Below are 18,029 nucleotides of genomic sequence, written 5' to 3'. Positions count from 1 at the left end.
GACAAGTACCCGTGGTAAAATATGTGGACAACATGCCCATTTTGTGGAATGTAGTGAAAATCTGAACGATATGGCAGGCGCGGAGATGCGCCGCGTGCCGGGGAGGGGTAGCCAGCGTGAGCCAGATCATCTTCATTCCCGCCGAGGGGGGCTCGGGCGAACCCCGTGTCGCGGCGTCCACCGATACGGTGAAGCGTATGGTCGCCCTTGGCTTCGACGTGGTGGTTGAGAGCGGAGCGGGCACACTGTCACGCATCGTCGACGAAGACTACGCGAAGTCCGGTGCCACTATTGGTTCCGCATCCGATGCGGCCCGCGCGGATGTGATTCTGAAGGTTCGCCGTCCTAACACGACAGAGCTCAAATCCTATAAGCGCGGCGCCGCCGTGATCGCCGCCATGGATCCGTATGGCAATGACGACGCCGTCGCCGCGATGGCGGCAGCCGGTGTCTCGGCCTTTGCAATGGAATTCATGCCGCGCATCACGCGCGCCCAGTCCATGGACATCCTATCCAGCCAAGCCAATCTGGCGGGATACCAAGCCGTGGTGGATGCAGCAGCCGAATATGATCGCGCGCTCCCGATGATGATGACGGCGGCCGGCACTGTTCCTGCCGCCAAGGTATTCATCATGGGTGTTGGCGTCGCCGGCCTTCAGGCGATTGCCACTGCCCGGCGCCTGGGCGCCGTGGTCACCGCGACCGACGTCCGTCCGGCCGCCAAGGAACAGGTTGCGTCGCTGGGAGCGAAGTTCCTCGCCGTCGAGGACGACGAGTTCAAGGCGGCGGAGACTGCCGGCGGCTACGCCAAGGAAATGTCCAAGGAATATCAGGCCAAGCAGGCGGCGCTCACCGCCGACCATATCGCCAAGCAGGACATCGTCATCACCACCGCGCTGATCCCCGGCCGCCCCGCTCCGAAGCTGATCTCGGCGGCGATGGTCGCCTCGATGAAGCCAGGCTCGGTCATCGTCGATCTGGCGGTCGAGCGCGGCGGCAATGTCGAAGGCGCCGTCGCCGGCAAGGTCGTCACCACGGCCAACGGCGTCAAGATAGTCGGCCATCTCAACGTCGCTGGCCGCCTCGCTGCTTCCGCCTCGCAGCTCTACGCCATGAACCTTTATGCGTTCCTTGAGACGCTGGTCGACAAGACCACCAGAACGCTTGCCATCAAGCCGGACGATGAACTGGTGAAGGCAACCCTGCTCACGCATGAGGGCGCTGTCATTCACCCCACTTTTGCCGGTAAGGCACCGGTGAAGGCCGCGCCGAAGAAATCGCCGCCCAGGCCCGCCGCTGCCAAGAAGGCAGGCGCGGCGAAGACCAAAGGAGGGGTATGATGGAAAAATCCGCTCTCGACAGCCTCGATCAGGCAATCGCCGATGCAGCAGGTGCGGCGGTTCACACCGCGACCGGCGGTGCGGTCGATCCCTTCGTCTTCCGCCTGGCCATCTTCGTGCTGGCGATCTTTGTCGGCTACTACGTCGTCTGGTCCGTCACGCCAGCGCTGCACACGCCGTTGATGGCGGTCACGAACGCGGTTTCATCAGTCATCATCGTGGGTGCGCTCCTTGCCGTCGGCATCTCCGCGTCAGGCGCTGCGTTGGGCTTCGGCTTCGTCGCGGTCATCCTCGCATCGGTGAACATCTTCGGCGGCTTCCTCGTTACCCAGCGCATGCTGGCGATGTACAAGAAAAAAGAGAAGTGAGGCAAAACGCATGAGCCAGAACGTCGCCTCCTTCCTCTACCTCGTCTCCGGGGTACTGTTCATTATGGCCCTGCGCGGCCTGTCGCATCCCACGACCAGCCGTCAGGGCAATGTCTACGGCATGGTCGGCATGACGATCGCCGTCGTGACGACCCTGGCTCTGGCAGTTCCGTCGCCAACCGGCTTCGCGCTGATCCTGCTAGGTTTGCTGGTCGGTGGTGGCATCGGCGCGATCACTGCGCGCCGCATTGCCATGACGTCGATGCCGCAGCTCGTCGCCGCCTTCCACAGCCTTGTCGGCCTTGCCGCCGTTCTGGTGGCAGCGGCAGCTGTCTACGCGCCTGAAAGCTTCGGCATCGGCCTTGTCGGCGCCATCCACACCCAGGCGATCATCGAAATGAGTCTCGGCGTTGCTATCGGCGCGGTGACTTTCACAGGCTCGATCATCGCCTTCCTCAAGCTCGACGGGCGCATGTCCGGCAAGCCGATCATGCTGCCGTTGCGCCACGTATTAAACGCCGGCATCGCGATTGCGCTCGTGGTTCTCGTCGTCCTGATGGTCACTACGCAGTCGACCACGATCTTCTGGATGATCGTTGTCCTGTCGCTCTTGCTCGGCATTCTCCTGATCATCCCGATCGGTGGCGCGGACATGCCGGTCGTCGTCTCGATGCTCAATTCCTATTCGGGTTGGGCCGCGGCTGCACTGGGCTTCACGCTTGGTAATCTCGCGCTGATCATCACCGGCGCGCTGGTCGGTTCGTCCGGCGCGATCCTGTCCTACATCATGTGCAAGGGCATGAACCGTTCCTTCATCTCGGTCATTCTCGGCGGTTTTGGCGGTGACGCGGCCGCGGCTGCTGGCGACGACGGCATCGAGCGTTCGGTCAAGCAGGGCGCGGCAGACGACGCCGCCTACCTGATGTTGAACGCGCAAAAGGTCATCATCGTGCCGGGTTACGGCATGGCGGTGGCGCAGGCGCAGCACGCGCTTCGCGAAATGGCCGACAAGCTCAAGGCCAATGGCGTCGAGGTGAAATACGCCATTCATCCGGTCGCCGGCCGCATGCCTGGCCACATGAACGTGCTGCTGGCCGAAGCCAACGTGCCCTACGACGAAGTGTTCGAGTTGGAGGACATCAATTCCGAGTTCGCGCAGGCCGACGTTGCTTACGTCATCGGCGCCAATGATGTCACCAACCCGTCGGCGCGCGACGACAAGACCTCGCCGATCTACGGCATGCCGATCCTCGACGTCGACAAGGCTCGCACTTGCCTTTTCGTCAAACGCTCGCTCGGCTCCGGCTATGCTGGCATCGACAATACACTGTTCTACAAGGACGGCACGATGATGCTGCTTGGCGACGCCAAGAAGATGACCGAGGGTATCGTCAAGGCAATGGATCACTGAGCTCGGCAAGGCGATGAAGCGGGAAAGGTTCCAGTCACTCCAAGCCCGCTCATTCCAACGCGGCGCAGTCGGGTAAGTTCGATGAACCTGCAACATACAGACTCACACTCGCTCCTGTCGTCCATGGCCGATGCCGGACTGGCGAGCCGCGAGGCAACACGGGGCCTTTTCGGTGAAAGTACGGCCTCGCGAGCCTCCGACCTGCACCGCCTGATCGAAGCGCAGATCGTCGATGCCGATGCCCTCGCAGGCTTCCTGTCCTCCTATTATGGCGTGCGGCTTCTCGACCGGCAGCAACTCGCCGACTACAGGCCCGCCGCGCAGAACCTCTCAAACCGATTTCTTGTGGAGAACTGGATCGCGCCGCTCACGGCGCCTGACGGGAGCGCCGTCATAGGGGTTCTCCATCCCGGAGACGCAGATCCGATAGAGGCGCTGCGATCCGTTCTGGATAGTGACGTCGAGGTCTGCGTAGTTCCCGCACCCGACCTGGAATCCTGCCTGGAACGCCTTTCCGGCACCCAGGATGTTGCCCAGGTCACCGGCGAAGGAGCAACCTCCGAAGCGGCTATTGCAAGTCTGAGGGATCTCGCGAGCGGCGCGCCGGTCGTGGTTATCGTTGACGACATCTTCAGGCGCGCGCTCGACCTGAGGGCGACCGACATCCATCTCGAACCGATGCGCGGACGGCTCGTGATGCGTTTCCGCATTGACGGTGTCTTGCGGATCATGCCTTCACCGCCGCACGAAATGGGCGATGCGATCGTGTCGCGCATCAAGGTTCTCGCCGGCCTCGACATCACCGAGCGCCGCAAGCCTCAGGATGGCGCGATGCGCCTTCCCATAGGTGACCGCGAAGTCGAACTGCGTGTTGCTACCCTCTCCGCCATCCATGGTGAGACCGTCGTCATGCGCATCCTGCACCGCGACAGCGCCCTGCTGGATTTTGCGGGCGTAGGCCTGGACGAGGAGGAACAACAGACGCTGAACCGCCTGCTTGAGCATACCCATGGAATGATCGCCGTCGCGGGCCCGACCGGCAGCGGCAAGACGACGACGCTCGCCGCAGCGCTCTCAAAGCTCAACGATCCGAGCCGCAAGATCGTTACCATCGAGGATCCCGTCGAGTACCAGATCCCCGGCATCGTGCAGTCGCAGATCAACTCGGCGATCGACATCACCTTCTCGTCGGCGATCCGAACGTTCGTACGTCAGGATCCCGACGTAATCCTGGTCGGCGAGATACGCGATGGCGAGACCGCACGGGCCGCAGTCCAGGCAGCGCTCACCGGACACCTCGTACTCACTACCGTCCACGCGAACACCGCGGCAGCGGCCTTCACGCGCATGCGCGACCTGGGTGTCGAGACCTATCTGCTGGTCGGCGCCGTACGGGGCATCATCTCCCAGCGCCTGCTGCGGCGGCTGTGCGATCACTGCAAGCAGGAAGGAATTCTCTCGCCCGACACTTTTTCCTCCGACACGCGCTACCAGGCTGTCGGGTTCGCGCCAGGCCAGAAAGTGTACAACGCTGTGGGCTGCGGCCGTTGCAACGGCACAGGGTATCGCGGCCGCATCGCCGTGTTCGAGATCCTCGTCCTTGACGAGGCGATCACGGAACTCGCTTCACAAGGGGCAGATCACTCCAGGATCGAAGCGCTCGCGCTGGAGCGGGGCATGAGCACGATGGCCCATGACGCTGCCAGGAAGGCTGGGCAAGGTCTCACCTCTCCGGCGGAGGTGCTCAGGGTCACCGGGTTTCGCTGAGCGCATCCACCCACCGACGCGCGGGATGATTGAACGTCGTCGAAAGTGGATACACCATCAACTCGACCTTCGTGCCAGCCTCTGACCGCGGACGGCTACGGCCTCCTGCAGAACTTGGCCACTATTGCCCGCCTTCTTCGTGTTGATAGGGCTCGATGGTTTCGCCCTCCAGGACGTAACCCGAAGCAACTTTGCTTGAACCGTCGACGAAGGAGAGGTCTTTCTTTGCAGATTGTACTCGCATTGTTCCTGTTATCAGCACACCTTCGAACAGACTCGTGGGTGCGTATGGAGCGGAGGCTTTCAGATAGATCACCTGGTTCGGCGGCGGCGGCGGCTCATGGATGCAAGCACCGAAATAAGGGACGAGCAGAAATTCGGTGGTACCCTTTGGATCAAAATCCAAGGGCAGAAGATAGCCGGCTATGGCGACCCGCTTGCCGTCATGCTTCTTCTCGGTGAGGGTTCCACGCCTCTCGGTTTCTCCAGCCCAGATCGCATATCGTTCGTAAAGCGCGTCAAGATCGACGCCTTGCTTTGCGAGTTTCTCCCTGTCGGCGTCGACCCTTTTTTTGGCCTCGTCGCGCTGAAGGGCAAATTCTTCGCTCAATTCGCCCGACGGGTGACCTTTCCAGTAAAGGACATTTCTCAAGGCCTCCTGCTGCTCAATGGGAAGTTCTTGCGGGAAATTTGCCAGCGGCTCTGTCGACGGCACCAGCATCTCCCATTTCAGCTGGGTAGCGCCTTCACTGAATGCCGCATCGCAGCCAAGACCCAAAACAGCCAGGACGAGAGCGATGCAGTGGACCATCGATCTCGCATTGCAGAAGAAAAATCTGGAAGTGATCATGTTCTCATCCTCATGCCATTTGCGAGCGACATCCTGTAGGCACCGTATGCCGGCAGGACACCGGCGGCCATTCCGCCGATCAATATTGCCAATAGCAACAGAGCATCGGTCGTGGATGGAGGCTGAACGCCGATGTCGATGCCGAACTGCCTGTCAATAATGGGGCGGGCCACCACCAGGACCGCATAAAGCGCGGCGGTACCGATTGCGATCCCCGCCACCGTCAGCAGTGTCGCCTCTCCGACGAGAAGTCCTGCGACCGTGCCGGGTCTCGCCCCCAGCGAACGCAATATTGCGATTTCACGACGTCGCTCGTTGAGCGTCGACAGGATCATCGCCGACAAACCGAGCATCGAGGTCACGACGACCATGGCCGACACGCCCAGCAATGCGGTCTCGGCGGTGCCGATCAGTCCCCACATCTCCTGCAAAGCCACGCCGGGCATGACGCCTGATAATGGTTCAGCTCTGTACTCGTTGACAGTGCGCTGAAATCCAATGACTTGCAGGCGCGACTTCAAGCCGATGATGGCCGCGGTTATCGCCCTCGGAGGAAGCGGCATCTGCCGCAGACGGTCGGCCGTCGTCGCTAGTCCCGGGATCCGCGAACCAGACCGCCAGTCGACATGAATGGCCTCGATAGCCTTGAGACTGACATGGAGTGATTTATCCACCGGCGTGCCGGTACGCGCCAAAATGCCGGACACGCGAAACGGGAGGTCGTCATGCTGCGGCCCAAGGGAGCCCACGCCGTGCGCTACGGTGATTTTGTCGCCGATCGAATAGTCAAGCCGGCTCGCGACGTCCGCGCCGAGGACGACATCGAAGAGGTCATTAAAGGCTGCGCCGGCGGCAAACTTCAGGGTTTGGCCGCCGCGATACTGAAGGTGCGCGAAATAGTCCGGTGTCGTCCCGATAACGCGAAAGCCACGGTGGCTGTCGCCAAGGGCAAGCGGAATTGCCCAGGCTACCTCCGGGCGCGAAACGATGTCTTCGTAGCTGCGCCAGGTGACATTGTTGGTGGCGTTGCCAATGTGGAACACCGAGTAGAGAAGGAGTTGCATGCCACCCGATCGCGCGCCAATGACCAGATCCGCACCAGACACGGTCCCGGCAAAGCTGTCTCGCGCGCCACTGCGCACTTTCTCGACACCGAGCAGAAGCATGACGCTGACCGAGATTGCGAGAATTGTGAGCGTCACGGTAACCCAGCGGTTACGCAGCGATTGCAGAGCGAGACGTGCGACAGTCATGCTCGGGCTCCGCTTTTCGACGCTCTCAGAATGTCGTTGACCTCGACCACTCTGGTGAAATGTTGCGCCAGGCGCCGGTCGTGACTGACCATGATCAGGGTTGCATTCGTGGCGTCGATCTGACGGAACAGCAGGTCGAGAAAGTCCTGCTGCCGATCGTCGTCGAGAGCCGATGTCGGCTCGTCGGCGACAATAATCTCGGGCGAGCCGATAAGCGCCCGTGCCGTCGCGACGCGTTGCTGCTGGCCGACGCTCAAAGTGGACGCTGTCTGCCGCCCGATATCCGCCGGAAGTCCCAGGGCCGACAGGAGGCGCCGGGCTTCGCTGTCGGTGCCGCCAGCGGCCGTTGCGCGTGCGCGACGTTGCGGTGCAAAGCTGAGCGGCAGCAGCACATTGTCGATGACGGCGCCATAGGGGAGGAGGTTGAACATCTGGAAGATGATGCCGAAATGCTCCGCCCGAAACCGGTCGCGTTCACTGCTGCCTAATTTATCAAGCCGTTGACCAAGTGTTTCCACGTTTCCGGCTTGCGCCAATGCGATGCCGGTCAGCAGACTGAGCAGCGTCGATTTTCCGCTGCCGGATGCGCCAAGCAGCAGGAGACGCTCGCCGCGGAGAACCTGAAACTCGCTGATTGAGAGACCAAACGCGTCTCGCGTGTTCCACTTGAATTCGACGCCGCGCAAGCGCACGGCGTCTGTCGCCCCTTCCAGGTTCATCTCACATTTCTTCCAGACGGGGCACCTCGCGCGTCACCTGGTAGGCGGTCTGCCCATTGGCATTGATGGCCGTCACGTCGAGTTTCTCGGATCCGGAGAAGCGATCGAAGAAAGGGAAGTAGATCGACGTGATGCTGGCAGCCTCCGCGCAGGCGAGAGCGTAAGTTGCTCGGAACTCCGTGTGAGGACCCGCGTGCTCTTCGGTTTCCGCTGTCTTGTCAGACTCCGCCACAGCGTCATGGACCTTATGGTCTTCCACGACGATTTTAACGTCGGCGGAGGTGACGGTGCAGCCCGCAGGTTCGGGCAGGACGACGAGCTTCAACGGCTCCTTCAGGTCGGTGAGCGCGGCCTCCACGGCTTTCTTCTCCCGGGCGGTTTCGGCTTCGTATTCAAACCCGACAATATCCATGCCGGGGGCGGAGAGCTCCATCTGAACATTGTTGTCCTCGATGACGATCGCCAATGTCCCGTGTCCATGGACATGCGGACCAAGTTCTCGACGTTCTTCCTCCGCGTGCGCCGCCGAAACAAAAATAAATATGCCAGCGGCAAATAATATCCCGGCGTGGTGATGCGATCCCATCTCTCTCTCCAAATCTACATGATCACTGGCAGCCAAGGACAATCAGTACGCGATTGGTGGCGATATACGCTTGCCACCCCCGGTCGCTACACCATCCTGGACAATTCGGTACTGATCAGTTTCGCCGTCTCACGCACCAGCCTTCCGCAGAGCTCGTGGCGCTGCTCGTCGTACCGATATACGGGCATACTGATGCTTACCGCTCCAATCGGTTCCCGCAGACGATTGAAGATCGGGCTGCCGAAACAGCGGATATCTGGTTCGTTCTCCTCGTCATCGAATGCGAACCCTTGCTCGCGGGTCAACTTCAATTCGTCGAACAGCGCTTCGGGTGTCGTGAACGTCTTGGCGGTATGGCGCTTCAAATCCAGGCCCTTGAGGACTTCCAGCAGGCGCTGGTCCGGCAGGCCGGACAGCCACGCCTTACCCACGGATGTGGAGTGAAGTTCGACCTGGCCACCGATACTGGTTTTCATCTGGACCCTGTTGGAGCCTACCAACTTGTCTATGTAGACCATCCTGTTGTTACTGGGCACCGCAAGGTGCACGGCCTCATCCGTTGCGTCGCGGAGCGATACCAGAAAATCCCTTGCGATCGTCCGCAAGTCGGAATCCTCCCAGGTCTTGGCAGCAAGCTGGAGGAGGCGCGGCCCCAGGTGAAACGTTCCGCCATCTCCCGACTGGATGATCAGCCCCTCCGCCATGAGCGCCGAAACGAGGCGGTAGACCGTCCCCCGGGGGAATCGCGCGCGCTTTGTCAGCTGGGCGATGTCCAGTGTTCCGGGGGCATCCGCGATGGTCTGCAGCACGGTCATGAACTTCGAGAACGAAGCCGCTCCCTGCACGTGAGTAGGGGTACTCGCATCGGTTTCGTCCTGACTGTCACTGCGGCTCATACGCGTCTCCTTGCAAGCTTGACAACGGAACATCGTGATACTACACAATATTGGACAAGGTGTCCATATTGTAGTCAACGTTCCTGATTTCGTTTCTAGCCGTGTGATCGAGGAGGATCAACGGCAAACTCGTGTACCGAAAGTGAACGTATCGGACCGTCTGTACCTTCTGCAAGTGGGCGCGGGAGTTTCTGTAGGGAGAGAGAGCAAATGTCCAAAAAAGGGTACTGGGTTGCAATGGTCGATATTGCAGACCAAGAAGGGTACAAGGAATACATTGCCTTGAACAAGGCAGCGTTCGACAAGTATGGGGCGTCCTTTGTCGTTCGTGCGGGAACGAGCCAGGTTATGGAGGGCCCGCACGCGAACCGTCTAGCGGTAATCGAGTTCAAGGACTACGAGACCGCTCTCGCCTGCTACAACTCTCCCGAGTATCAGACGGCGATCAAGGCCCGTGAGAAGCATGCCAAGGCACATCTGGCCGTGGTCGAAGGTGTCTGACCACGGAAGCTCGCCCGAGACCTCCTGTCTGATGGAGGGATCGTTGCATTACCCCTTGCGCTGTTCGACCGGATGAGCAGGACAGGCCATCATCACGCGATTGGGTATTTATGCCCGTCCAGCATGCTGGAGGCCCCCCGCTCACGGTCTGCGAATTCTCGTCAGTGTGCCGCGAGGATCGATGTATGCGCGCACAACTTTTTCGGGAGCAGTTATGACCACACCGTTACAGTGGCTTTTCAAGGTTTTTGACGTCTTCGTAGTCGTCGGCATGGCCGTCATAAGCATCTTAATCTTCACCAATGTCGTGCTGCGGTACGGCTTCAGTTCAGGCATTCCGTTTGCTGTTGAAGTCTCCCGTGTGGTCCTCGTCTGGGTCATCTTTATGGGATCAGTGGTGGCGTTGGCCAAGGGAGCGCATCTCGGCGTCGAGTCGTTGGTTGTCCGGTTGCCTCAAAGGGCGCGCTTCGCCTGCTTTCTCGTTTCATACGGCCTGATGCTCTGGTGCTGCTGGCTCATGGCAAAGGGCAGCTTGTCACTCACCATCATCGAGTGGGGCAACGTCGCTGCACTGTCGGGAATTCCCGTCGGACTGACGTTCGCCGCTGGGCTCGTCGCCGCCGTTTTGATGGCCGCGATTCTTCTACTTGATCTGTGGCGCGCGCTGCGCGGCATCCTGCCCGCCCCATGGTCGGGAGCAGAGTCTGCTGCGTCTCAACTGGAGGTGTCACTCGCGCAAATTTCGGAGAAAACCCCGTGACCAGCTTGGTATTCATCGGTTCCCTCCTCGGTGCGATGGCCATCGGAGTTCCTATCGCCTTCGCCCTTATGCTGTCGGCGGTCGCCATGATGATGCTGATGGGAAATCTGGATGCGCAGATTTTGGCACAGCGTCTGGTCAATGGCGCGGACAGCTATCCGCTGATGGCGATCCCATTCTTTCTCCTTGCCGGCGAACTCATGAACGCTGGCGGCCTCTCCCGCCGTATCGTGAACGTCGCCTTGGCGCTCGTAGGTCACATACGTGGCGGCCTCGGTTACGTGGTCATCGGCACGGGCCTAGTGCTTGCCAGCGTCTCCGGTTCCGCAATCGCGGATACAGCGACGCTGGCCGTCATGCTGGTCCCCCTTATGCGGGACGGGGGATACCATATGGGTCGAGCCTCGGGCTTGATGGCGGCGACAGGCATTATCGCCCCTATTATCCCGCCTTCTGTCGGATTCATCATCCTGGGCGTTACCGCCAACATTTCCATCGCCGGCCTATTCTTCGCCGGAATCGTGCCAGGGCTCATGATGGGGCTGAGCCTCATGGTGGTCTGGTGGTTCCTCTCCAACAAGGAAACAGCGACGGTTCGGCTCAAACTGCCGCGCAGGGATCTCCCGAAAACCATCATGACCGCCGGTTGGGCATTGATGATGCCGGTGATTATCCTGGCCGGACTGCGGTTCGGCATCTTCACTCCCACGGAGGCCGGCGTCGTTGCCGCCGCCTATGCACTGTTCGTGGGGCTCTTTGTCTATCGGGAGCTGACACCGCGGCTGCTCTATGACGCGCTGCTCGCCGCCGGTCGCTTGACGGCAGTGATTATGCTGCTGGTGGCAGCCTCCATGATCACCGGCTTCATGCTGACGATTTCCAATCTGCCCGCCCAGCTTGTCAGTCTCCTCGGTCCGTTCATCGACTCGCCGATCCTGCTGATGGGTATGATCGTTCTGGCAGTCTTCGTGGTCGGCACGGCGCTCGATTTCGCACCCTGCATCACCATTCTGGTGCCCATCCTCATACCGCTCGTCAATGCGGCCGGGATCGACCCGGTTTATTTCGGGGTCCTCTTCATGATGGTCAATGCGGTCGGCCTGATCACGCCTCCTGTCGGGACGGTGCTCAACACGGTGTGCGGAGTCAGCGGAGTTTCAATGGAGGCGGCTACGAAGGGTGCCATGCCTTACCTCGTGACCCAGATGATCCTCATTTTGCTGCTGATTCTGTTCCCGGCATTGGTGACAGTGCCAGCGTCCTGGTTGCATTGAGGATCGGGGCGTCGTGGAGCTGGACGGGACATTCGACGACGGCTTTTCCGCTCATGCAACACGGGGTCTCGACGGGGACGGCGGCGGGACCCTGACGCGGAAGGAGTTGCGGCCGCGGGCGCAGGTCAATGTCGAATTGCTGCACAAGTCCGGGTCCTTCTCCTACCTCGATCTGACCGGCGTCGACGAGGTTTGCGGCGCCCAAGCGGAAGCAGAAAGCATGCTTTGTGAATTGCGAGCGCTTCATAGAACGGAACTTTTTTGAGGCGCCAGACGCGAAGCTGGGGTGGGGGGTATAGGTGAGGGTAGGTCGGCAAGGCGGCGCTTCAAATGGCTACCTCGTGTGGATTCGCAGCTGCGTGGCGGCCTGCACCTTGGCGTTGGTGACCTCATGCACCTCCACGAGTGATTATCTTGGAGAGACTGCCGCGCGGCCAGACCTCCTGGACAAGGTCGCTAACGCAGATTTGAGTGCCCGCAAGCCTTCCGGCGGTGGCTTTCTGTCGAAGCTCGGCCTGGGCCGTGCGCAGAACAACCGACAGGGTGAAGTTTACTATGGCTACGCACAGCAACTGACTGCCGGCGAGCGCAAGTCGCTCGAGCGCTTGAGCGGCGGCGAGTTCGAGGTCAATCTCGACGAAGCCGAGATCAAGGTGGCCGCGCGAACCGTTCTCGGTGAAGTGCTCGGCATCAGCTATACCATTGATCCAAGGGTAGCCGGGCGCGTCTCGATCACGACGTCGAAGCCTATGCCGGCCCCGGAAATCCTCAGCATGTTCGAGTCCGCGCTGCGCAGCAACGGCGTGGCCATGGTGCGCGAAAGCGACCGTTTGCGGTTGATGCCTGCGAACGAAGCACTCGGAGCAGCTGAACTCGATCGGGGCACCACCATCCAGCCCGGCTATGGCGCAACGGTCCTGCCACTGAAGCACGTTGCCGCCAGCACGATCCTTCCGCTGCTCGAGAACTTCGTCGCCCGTGCAGGCATGGTGCGCGAGGATCCGGGCGGCAACGCGCTGATCTTTCAGGGGACGGCGACGGAGCGGACTGCGGCGATCGAGGCCGCACGGTCCTTCGATCAGGATTGGATGGCGGACCAGTCGGTCGGTATTTTCCCCGTCAACAATTCGAGCGCGGAGGCGATGATGCCCGAGCTGAACCGCGTGCTCGACATCGGGGAGGGCGGTCGCGGCCGCAACACGATCAGGGTCCAGGTGATCGAGCGCAGCAACGCGATTCTGGTGGTGGCGAAGACGCGCAACCAGTTGCAGCGCGCAGCGAGCTGGATCAAGCGGCTCGACCGGCTCGACGCGGCTGCCGCCAATTTGCGTGTGTACAAGGTCCAGCATCTGCAGGCACGACGCCTTGCATCGATGGTCAACGAGATATTCAACGGCGGCTCGGCATCGTCGGCTTCGGAAGATCCGGCCTCGCAGTTTCCGCCCGGCTCGCAGTTTTCGCTTGGCTCACAGGCCGACGGCCAGAATCAGGGAGCAACCGGTTCGCAGCCGGCCGTTGCGACGCCGGATCAGCGCATGGCGGATGAACTGCCGAACGCAGGCGGCGAAACGCCGGCTCCGGCGGCGGGCAACACGAACTCGTCCCAGGGCGGCGTGCACATCACTGCGAACCCGGAAAACAACACCATTCTCGTCTATGCGAGGCCGGACCAGCAGCGGCTCATCGAACAGGCCCTCGTCGCGCTCGACCGCCCGCAGGAGCAGGTTGCCATCGAGGCGACGATCGCCGAGGTGACCCTGACCAACGAGTTGCGCTATGGCGTGCAGTTCTTCCTGAAATCCAACGATCTCGGCCTGGGCGGCGACAAGGGCTCGGGGGGCTTGGTCAAGGAAGCAGGCAAGGCTGTGCTGTCCAGGACCCTCCCGGGCTTCAACCTGCTGCTCGGCCCCGAAACCGAGCCGCGCGTCGTCATCGACGCCCTGCGCGGCGTTGCCGAAGTCAAGGTGCTTTCCTCGCCCTCGGTGGTGGTGCTCGACAACAAGCCGGCCGTGCTACAGGTCGGTGACGAGATCCCCATCGTCACACGCACGGCGCAATCGGTGACCGACCCGGAGGCGCCGGTCGTCAACAATGTCGAGTTCCGCAATACCGGCGTCATCCTGAACGTCCTGCCGCGCATCACGGGCAACGGCACGATCAACCTCGTCATCCAGCAGGAAATCAGCTCCGTGCAGCGAAGCCAGGCGCAGTCGCTGACGCCGACCATATCGCAACGAAAGGTCAGTTCGACCGTATCGGTCACAAGCGGCCAGACCGTTATGCTCGGCGGCCTGATCAACGAGCGCCAGCAGCGCGGCCGCGACGGTGTGCCAGTGCTCGGCGACCTTCCGCTGATCGGCGACGCGTTCCGATCCAACCAGAATTCCGCGACTCGCACCGAACTCATCATCCTCATCCGCACGCAGGTCATCCGCGACAGCCTGGATGCTCAACATGTGGCTGAGCAGATGCGGTCGGAGCTGCGGCTGATGAACGAGCCGTCCAAGAACATGCCGCTACGGCGGCCAGCCAAGACAATGATCGAATGAAGATATTCGTGGCGCGGCCGCGGGCCATCGCAATCGTGGCGTCCGTCGTCGCCGCAGTGACATTCCCGCCAATCGTCGGGGGAACCACATATATGTTGGCGGCTTGGGCCGTGCTGTGCCTGCTGGCGGCGGCGATCACCGTTCATGACCTGGCGACGATGCTCATTCCCGACCACTACACGCTGGGCATCCCCCTTGTCGGGTTTGCCGAGTGGCTTGCCGCGTCGGGAGACCCCGAAGCGCTCACCGTTCGGGCCGAAGGCGCTCTGATGCTGGGAGGGGCGCTGTGGCTGTTCGGTATGCTTTACGAGCGCCTGCGCGGGCAGACCGGGCTCGGGATGGGCGATATCAAGCTGCTTGGGGCATCGGCACTGCTCGTCGGGATTTCCGGGACCGGGGTTCAGATCATGCTTGCCGCATCGGCCGCGCTGATTTTCATCGCGCTGCGGGCGATGCGCTTGCGCAGACCGTTGCGGGCCGCTGCGAAGATTCCATTCGGAACGTTCCTCGCGCCGGCCCTGGTGATCGTGTGGGCGTGGCTGCCCATCGTATGGTGACCACATTGTTTGAGCCGGGGAGGGCCTTGCGGCAGTGGGCGTGAACTCGTCAACGAGCCGGCGGGGTACAATCCTCGTCAGCGTCCTGTGGATTTTGATTTTCTTGGGATTCCTTGCTGTTGTCCTTCGCGTGCAGATGACCGGGGTCGTGGCCAGTGTGCGCATCACGGAAGACAAGGCATCGGCGCGCATTCTGGCGGAAGCCGGGCTGTCGCAGGCAGCCGCCGAGATCCGCGCGGGCCCGCCCGACGGCGTGCGCACGTTGAACGATCGGATATCTTCCACGATCACCCTGCCGGCGGGGATCGCTTCCATCTCCGTGAGAAATGAGGCGTTGCGGATCGATCTCAACACCGCCGAGCGGCCGCTCATCGTTGGCGCGTTGCGAGCAGGGGGCGCCGCTCCCGGAATCGCGGACGATCTGGCGACAAGGATCATCGGCCGCCGCGCCGGGCCGACACCGCAGAACGGACAGCCGGCCGGTTCCGCTCAGCAGGCCGGAAACGACACAAAGCTGTTTCAGACGGTCTCCGAGCTCGCCGCCTTCCCGGGAATGACACCCGCCATCGCCATCGGCATCGAACCCTATGTCACCGTCTCCTCCGGCTTGCCCGGCGTTCGCCTGGAAGCGCTCGATGACGGACTGCTGGGCGACATTCCCGGCCTGCCGCCGTCGGCGCTAAAGGCGATCAAGGATTTCCACACCGGCCGCCTGTCGCGCGACCAACTCGACCAGTCGCTGGCGGGGGTGACCTTCAACACGTCGGCGCAGGCACCCAGCTGGCGCGTCGAGCTCAAGACGACCCTGCAGTCGGGCTACAGTGAATCTTTCGAGGCATTGATACTTGTATCGAACGTGGACGAGGCACCCTATAGAGTGCTTGACTGGCGTCGCGCGGCAATCGAGCTGGAATGAAATGCTCGCGGTGCCAGCAGTCGGGCATCCCGGCTTCAGTGCCGGGTCAACCCGACACTCCTCTGTGAGATTTCCCGATCGCAGAGCATCAGAGCCCCCCAGCCACCGTGATCAAGGTGCCTGTCATGAAACCGGAGCCAGGAGATGCGAGCATCAGGGCGGCGCGCGCGATGTCCTCGGGCTCCGCGATGCGCCCCATGGGCGTTGCCGCGGCAATCCTGGCTGGGCGCTCGGGATTTCCGCCTTGCGTGTGTATCCGCGTGTTGGTGGTCCCGACACGGATGGCGTTGACGCGGATGCCCTCGGGTGCCAGCTCCTTGCCAGCGCCGAAGGTGATGGATTCCACTGCCCCCTTAGTGGCGGCGTAGTGGACATATTCGTTGGGGCTGCCGAGGAAGGCGGCCAGCGACGACATGTTCACGATCGTCCCGCCTTGGCCGCCCCGGCGGGTGGACATGCGCTTCACGGCCTCCTGTATACAGTACATGACGCCGAAGACGTTTATCCTGAAAGCGGATTCCAGCACCGCAGGCTGGAGTTCCTCTATCCTGCCGGCTTTGCCAATGATCCCGGCATTGTTGACCAGGCAGGTCACTCGCCCAAGTTTTTCGTCGCAGGCGCTGAACAGCGCATGGATATCCTCCTTCTTGCCCACGTCTCCCTGCACGGCGATGGCACGGGCGCCAGTGGCCTCGCACGCCTCGACGACTTTGGACGCTGCGGCGGTGTCCGAAAGATAGTTTATGCAAACATCATAGCCTTCGGCGGCGAACAGCCGAGCCGTTGCGGCACCGATGCCGTGGCTCGCACCCGTCACGATTACAATAGGTCTCACGGAATCAACTCCTCGATTTTGCCTACGAACGTTCTCAGCTCAGAAAACGGCCTCGAGGATCGCGGCGTAGTCTTCCTTGGTCAGAGGACGTGGATTGGTGGGGTGAGAGTGGTCTGCGATGGCTCGCTCACACACCCAATCGATGACGTGGCGGGGCACCCCAAGTTCGGACAATCTGGGTGTGATGCCCAATCGACCGTTCAACTCGTCCAGTGCGTCTGCGAGGGTTTCTCCTTCAAGTCCCGCCAGGCTTTCGAGGTAATTGACCTTCCTGGCAACTGCTTCAACTTCCACGTTCCACCGAAGGACAGTCGGCATCAAGATGGCGTTGAGCGTCCCGTGATGAAGCTTCGCCTCCTTGAGACCGCCCAATGCATGGCTAAGCGCATGGACGGCTCCAAGCCCCTTCTGAAACGTCATGCCCCCCTCGAGGGCGCCCATCATGAGTTCGGCCCGCGCCTCCGCGTTTGCTCCGTCCGCGTAGGCAACAGGCAAGGCCTTCCAGATGCGTTTGAAGCCGTCGGTGGCAATTGCCTCTGCAGGCGGATTGTAGCGGGGGGAAAGGTAGGTCTCGATACAATGTGACAGTGCGTCGAGCCCTGTCGATGCCGTCAGAGCCGGGGGAAGCCCCATTGTCAAACCCGGGTCACAGATCGCCCTGCGCGGGATGAGGTGCGGGCTGATGAATCCGAGCTTCCGGCCGTCGTCCAGTGTGATCAGTGCCGCGCGCCCGACTTCCGATCCAGTCCCCGCCGTTGTCGGAATTGCCACGAGCGGCGCTACCGCCGCCGTGATACGCGCCACCCCGCCCAATATCGCTGCATAATGCTCAAGTTCACCATCATGCGTGGCGAGCAGCGCCACGCCCTTGGCCAGGTCGATCGGTGAGCCGCCGCCAATGGCCACTACCCCATCGCAGTTACCTTGCCTGTACAGCGCGAGACCAGCAGCAACTGCGCTCTCGGTAGGGTTGGAGGGAACGTCCAGGAACACCGGCGCCGTTTTCAGGAACTCGAAAACCGGGCGTTCAAGCAGACCAGCAGATTTGATGCCGTGATCGCTGATCACCAAAGGGCGCGATACGCTGAGTTCGCGCAACGTCTCTGCCAGTGACTCGGCTGCTCCAAGCCCGAAGTTGATGCTTGTAAGGTAGTTTATATTATTCAAACTGCTACACTCCTTGGATATTCCGCCCTCATACATCGCCGCAGCCACCGTCCACGCGGTACAGTTGGTGCAGCCGGCGGATACGAACACGCGACCATCGTAGAACCACATCGTTCATCATGTGGACATATTGCCCACAGACTAGGCAGAACTCTGCAATTGTCAAGCTCTGCTTCGTGTTGGCGGACGCGCCCCCTGTCTTGACAAAAAGAGTGCAGAGCTTTACCGATTTGTAGACAGATTGACCACTATATGGACATTTGATGACGGACCGCGAGGG

General features: G+C 61.4%; 18 protein-coding genes. 11 read left to right on the top strand and 7 right to left on the bottom strand.

Annotated elements, in window-relative coordinates:
• Positions 1–116 precede the first annotated feature (116 nt).
• The 4 genes from M8997_RS17045 (at position 117) to M8997_RS17030 (ending at position 4,886) form a co-directional block, all read left to right on the top strand.
• Positions 117–1,340 carry a Re/Si-specific NAD(P)(+) transhydrogenase subunit alpha gene (locus M8997_RS17045; RefSeq protein WP_250015923.1) on the top strand — a complete coding sequence of 408 codons (1,224 nt, stop codon included), beginning with the start codon at positions 117–119 and terminating at the stop codon, positions 1,338–1,340.
• A complete protein-coding gene (locus M8997_RS17040; RefSeq protein ID WP_250015921.1) occupies positions 1,340–1,708 on the top strand; it encodes a proton-translocating transhydrogenase family protein in 369 nt (122 codons plus the stop codon). The genes M8997_RS17045 and M8997_RS17040 overlap by 1 nt, the downstream gene beginning before the upstream one ends.
• 10 nt (positions 1,709–1,718) lie before the next feature.
• A complete protein-coding gene (locus M8997_RS17035) occupies positions 1,719–3,119 on the top strand; it encodes an NAD(P)(+) transhydrogenase (Re/Si-specific) subunit beta (RefSeq protein ID WP_250015919.1) in 1,401 nt (466 codons plus the stop codon).
• A gap of 81 nt (positions 3,120–3,200) precedes the next feature.
• The gene (locus M8997_RS17030) at positions 3,201–4,886 is read left to right on the top strand and encodes a GspE/PulE family protein (protein WP_250015916.1); all 1,686 of its coding nucleotides are present in this window, start codon (positions 3,201–3,203) and stop codon (positions 4,884–4,886) included.
• Between the two features lie 121 nt (positions 4,887–5,007).
• On the opposite strand, the gene M8997_RS17025 is transcribed toward M8997_RS17030, so the two are convergent.
• The 5 genes from M8997_RS17025 to M8997_RS17005 form a co-directional block, all read right to left on the bottom strand.
• Positions 5,008–5,736: a DUF3299 domain-containing protein gene (locus M8997_RS17025; RefSeq protein WP_250015914.1), complete on the bottom strand. Its 729-nt coding sequence runs from the start codon at positions 5,734–5,736 to the stop codon at positions 5,008–5,010.
• Positions 5,733–6,989 carry an ABC transporter permease gene (locus tag M8997_RS17020; protein ID WP_250015912.1) on the bottom strand — a complete coding sequence of 419 codons (1,257 nt, stop codon included), beginning with the start codon at positions 6,987–6,989 and terminating at the stop codon, positions 5,733–5,735. Before M8997_RS17020 ends, M8997_RS17025 begins: the two co-directional genes overlap by 4 nt.
• Positions 6,986–7,708, bottom strand: coding sequence for an ABC transporter ATP-binding protein (locus M8997_RS17015; RefSeq protein ID WP_250015910.1), 723 nt, complete (start codon positions 7,706–7,708; stop codon positions 6,986–6,988). The genes M8997_RS17020 and M8997_RS17015 overlap by 4 nt, the downstream gene beginning before the upstream one ends.
• 1 nt (position 7,709) lies before the next feature.
• Positions 7,710–8,294 (bottom strand): DUF2796 domain-containing protein, encoded by a 585-nt coding sequence (locus M8997_RS17010; protein WP_250015907.1) that lies wholly within the window; start codon positions 8,292–8,294, stop codon positions 7,710–7,712.
• 86 nt (positions 8,295–8,380) lie between these two features.
• Positions 8,381–9,190: an IclR family transcriptional regulator gene (locus M8997_RS17005; RefSeq protein WP_250015905.1), complete on the bottom strand. Its 810-nt coding sequence runs from the start codon at positions 9,188–9,190 to the stop codon at positions 8,381–8,383.
• Positions 9,191–9,400: 210 nt separating this feature from the next.
• Between M8997_RS17005 and M8997_RS17000 the strand changes: the two genes are divergently transcribed.
• From M8997_RS17000 to M8997_RS16970, 7 genes are all read left to right on the top strand, one after another.
• Complete coding sequence (locus tag M8997_RS17000; RefSeq protein ID WP_250015903.1) at positions 9,401–9,691, top strand: DUF1330 domain-containing protein; 291 nt, start codon at positions 9,401–9,403, stop codon at positions 9,689–9,691.
• A 214-nt stretch (positions 9,692–9,905) separates the two neighbouring features.
• The gene (locus tag M8997_RS16995; protein WP_250015902.1) at positions 9,906–10,451 is read left to right on the top strand and encodes a TRAP transporter small permease; all 546 of its coding nucleotides are present in this window, start codon (positions 9,906–9,908) and stop codon (positions 10,449–10,451) included.
• Positions 10,448–11,725, top strand: coding sequence for a TRAP transporter large permease subunit (locus M8997_RS16990; RefSeq protein ID WP_250015901.1), 1,278 nt, complete (start codon positions 10,448–10,450; stop codon positions 11,723–11,725). The genes M8997_RS16995 and M8997_RS16990 overlap by 4 nt, the downstream gene beginning before the upstream one ends.
• 13 nt (positions 11,726–11,738) lie before the next feature.
• A complete protein-coding gene (locus M8997_RS16985) occupies positions 11,739–11,990 on the top strand; it encodes a DUF1007 family protein (protein ID WP_250015900.1) in 252 nt (83 codons plus the stop codon).
• A gap of 202 nt (positions 11,991–12,192) precedes the next feature.
• Positions 12,193–14,274 (top strand): type II secretion system secretin GspD, encoded by a 2,082-nt coding sequence (gene gspD, locus M8997_RS16980; RefSeq protein ID WP_250015899.1) that lies wholly within the window; start codon positions 12,193–12,195, stop codon positions 14,272–14,274.
• Positions 14,271–14,831: an A24 family peptidase gene (locus M8997_RS16975; RefSeq protein ID WP_250015898.1), complete on the top strand. Its 561-nt coding sequence runs from the start codon at positions 14,271–14,273 to the stop codon at positions 14,829–14,831. Before gspD ends, M8997_RS16975 begins: the two co-directional genes overlap by 4 nt.
• 103 nt (positions 14,832–14,934) lie before the next feature.
• Entirely contained in the window at positions 14,935–15,747 is an 813-nt protein-coding gene (locus M8997_RS16970; RefSeq protein WP_250015897.1) for a type II secretion system protein GspK, read from the top strand.
• 88 nt (positions 15,748–15,835) lie between these two features.
• Here the strand turns inward: M8997_RS16970 and M8997_RS16965 are convergent, their stop codons facing one another.
• Together M8997_RS16965 and M8997_RS16960 are read right to left on the bottom strand one after the other, a co-directional pair.
• Positions 15,836–16,582, bottom strand: a complete 747-nt coding sequence (locus M8997_RS16965) for an SDR family oxidoreductase (RefSeq protein WP_250015896.1) — start codon at positions 16,580–16,582, stop codon at positions 15,836–15,838.
• 39 nt (positions 16,583–16,621) lie between these two features.
• Positions 16,622–17,749 (bottom strand): iron-containing alcohol dehydrogenase, encoded by a 1,128-nt coding sequence (locus tag M8997_RS16960; protein ID WP_250016075.1) that lies wholly within the window; start codon positions 17,747–17,749, stop codon positions 16,622–16,624.
• Positions 17,750–18,029: the final 280 nt, after the last annotated feature.

The organism is Phyllobacterium sp. 21LDTY02-6, assembly GCF_023554255.2.
GTDB lineage: Bacteria > Pseudomonadota > Alphaproteobacteria > Rhizobiales > Rhizobiaceae > Phyllobacterium.
Note: the sequence above shows the minus strand (reverse complement) of the source record. Positions and strands in the feature narration are given on the sequence as shown.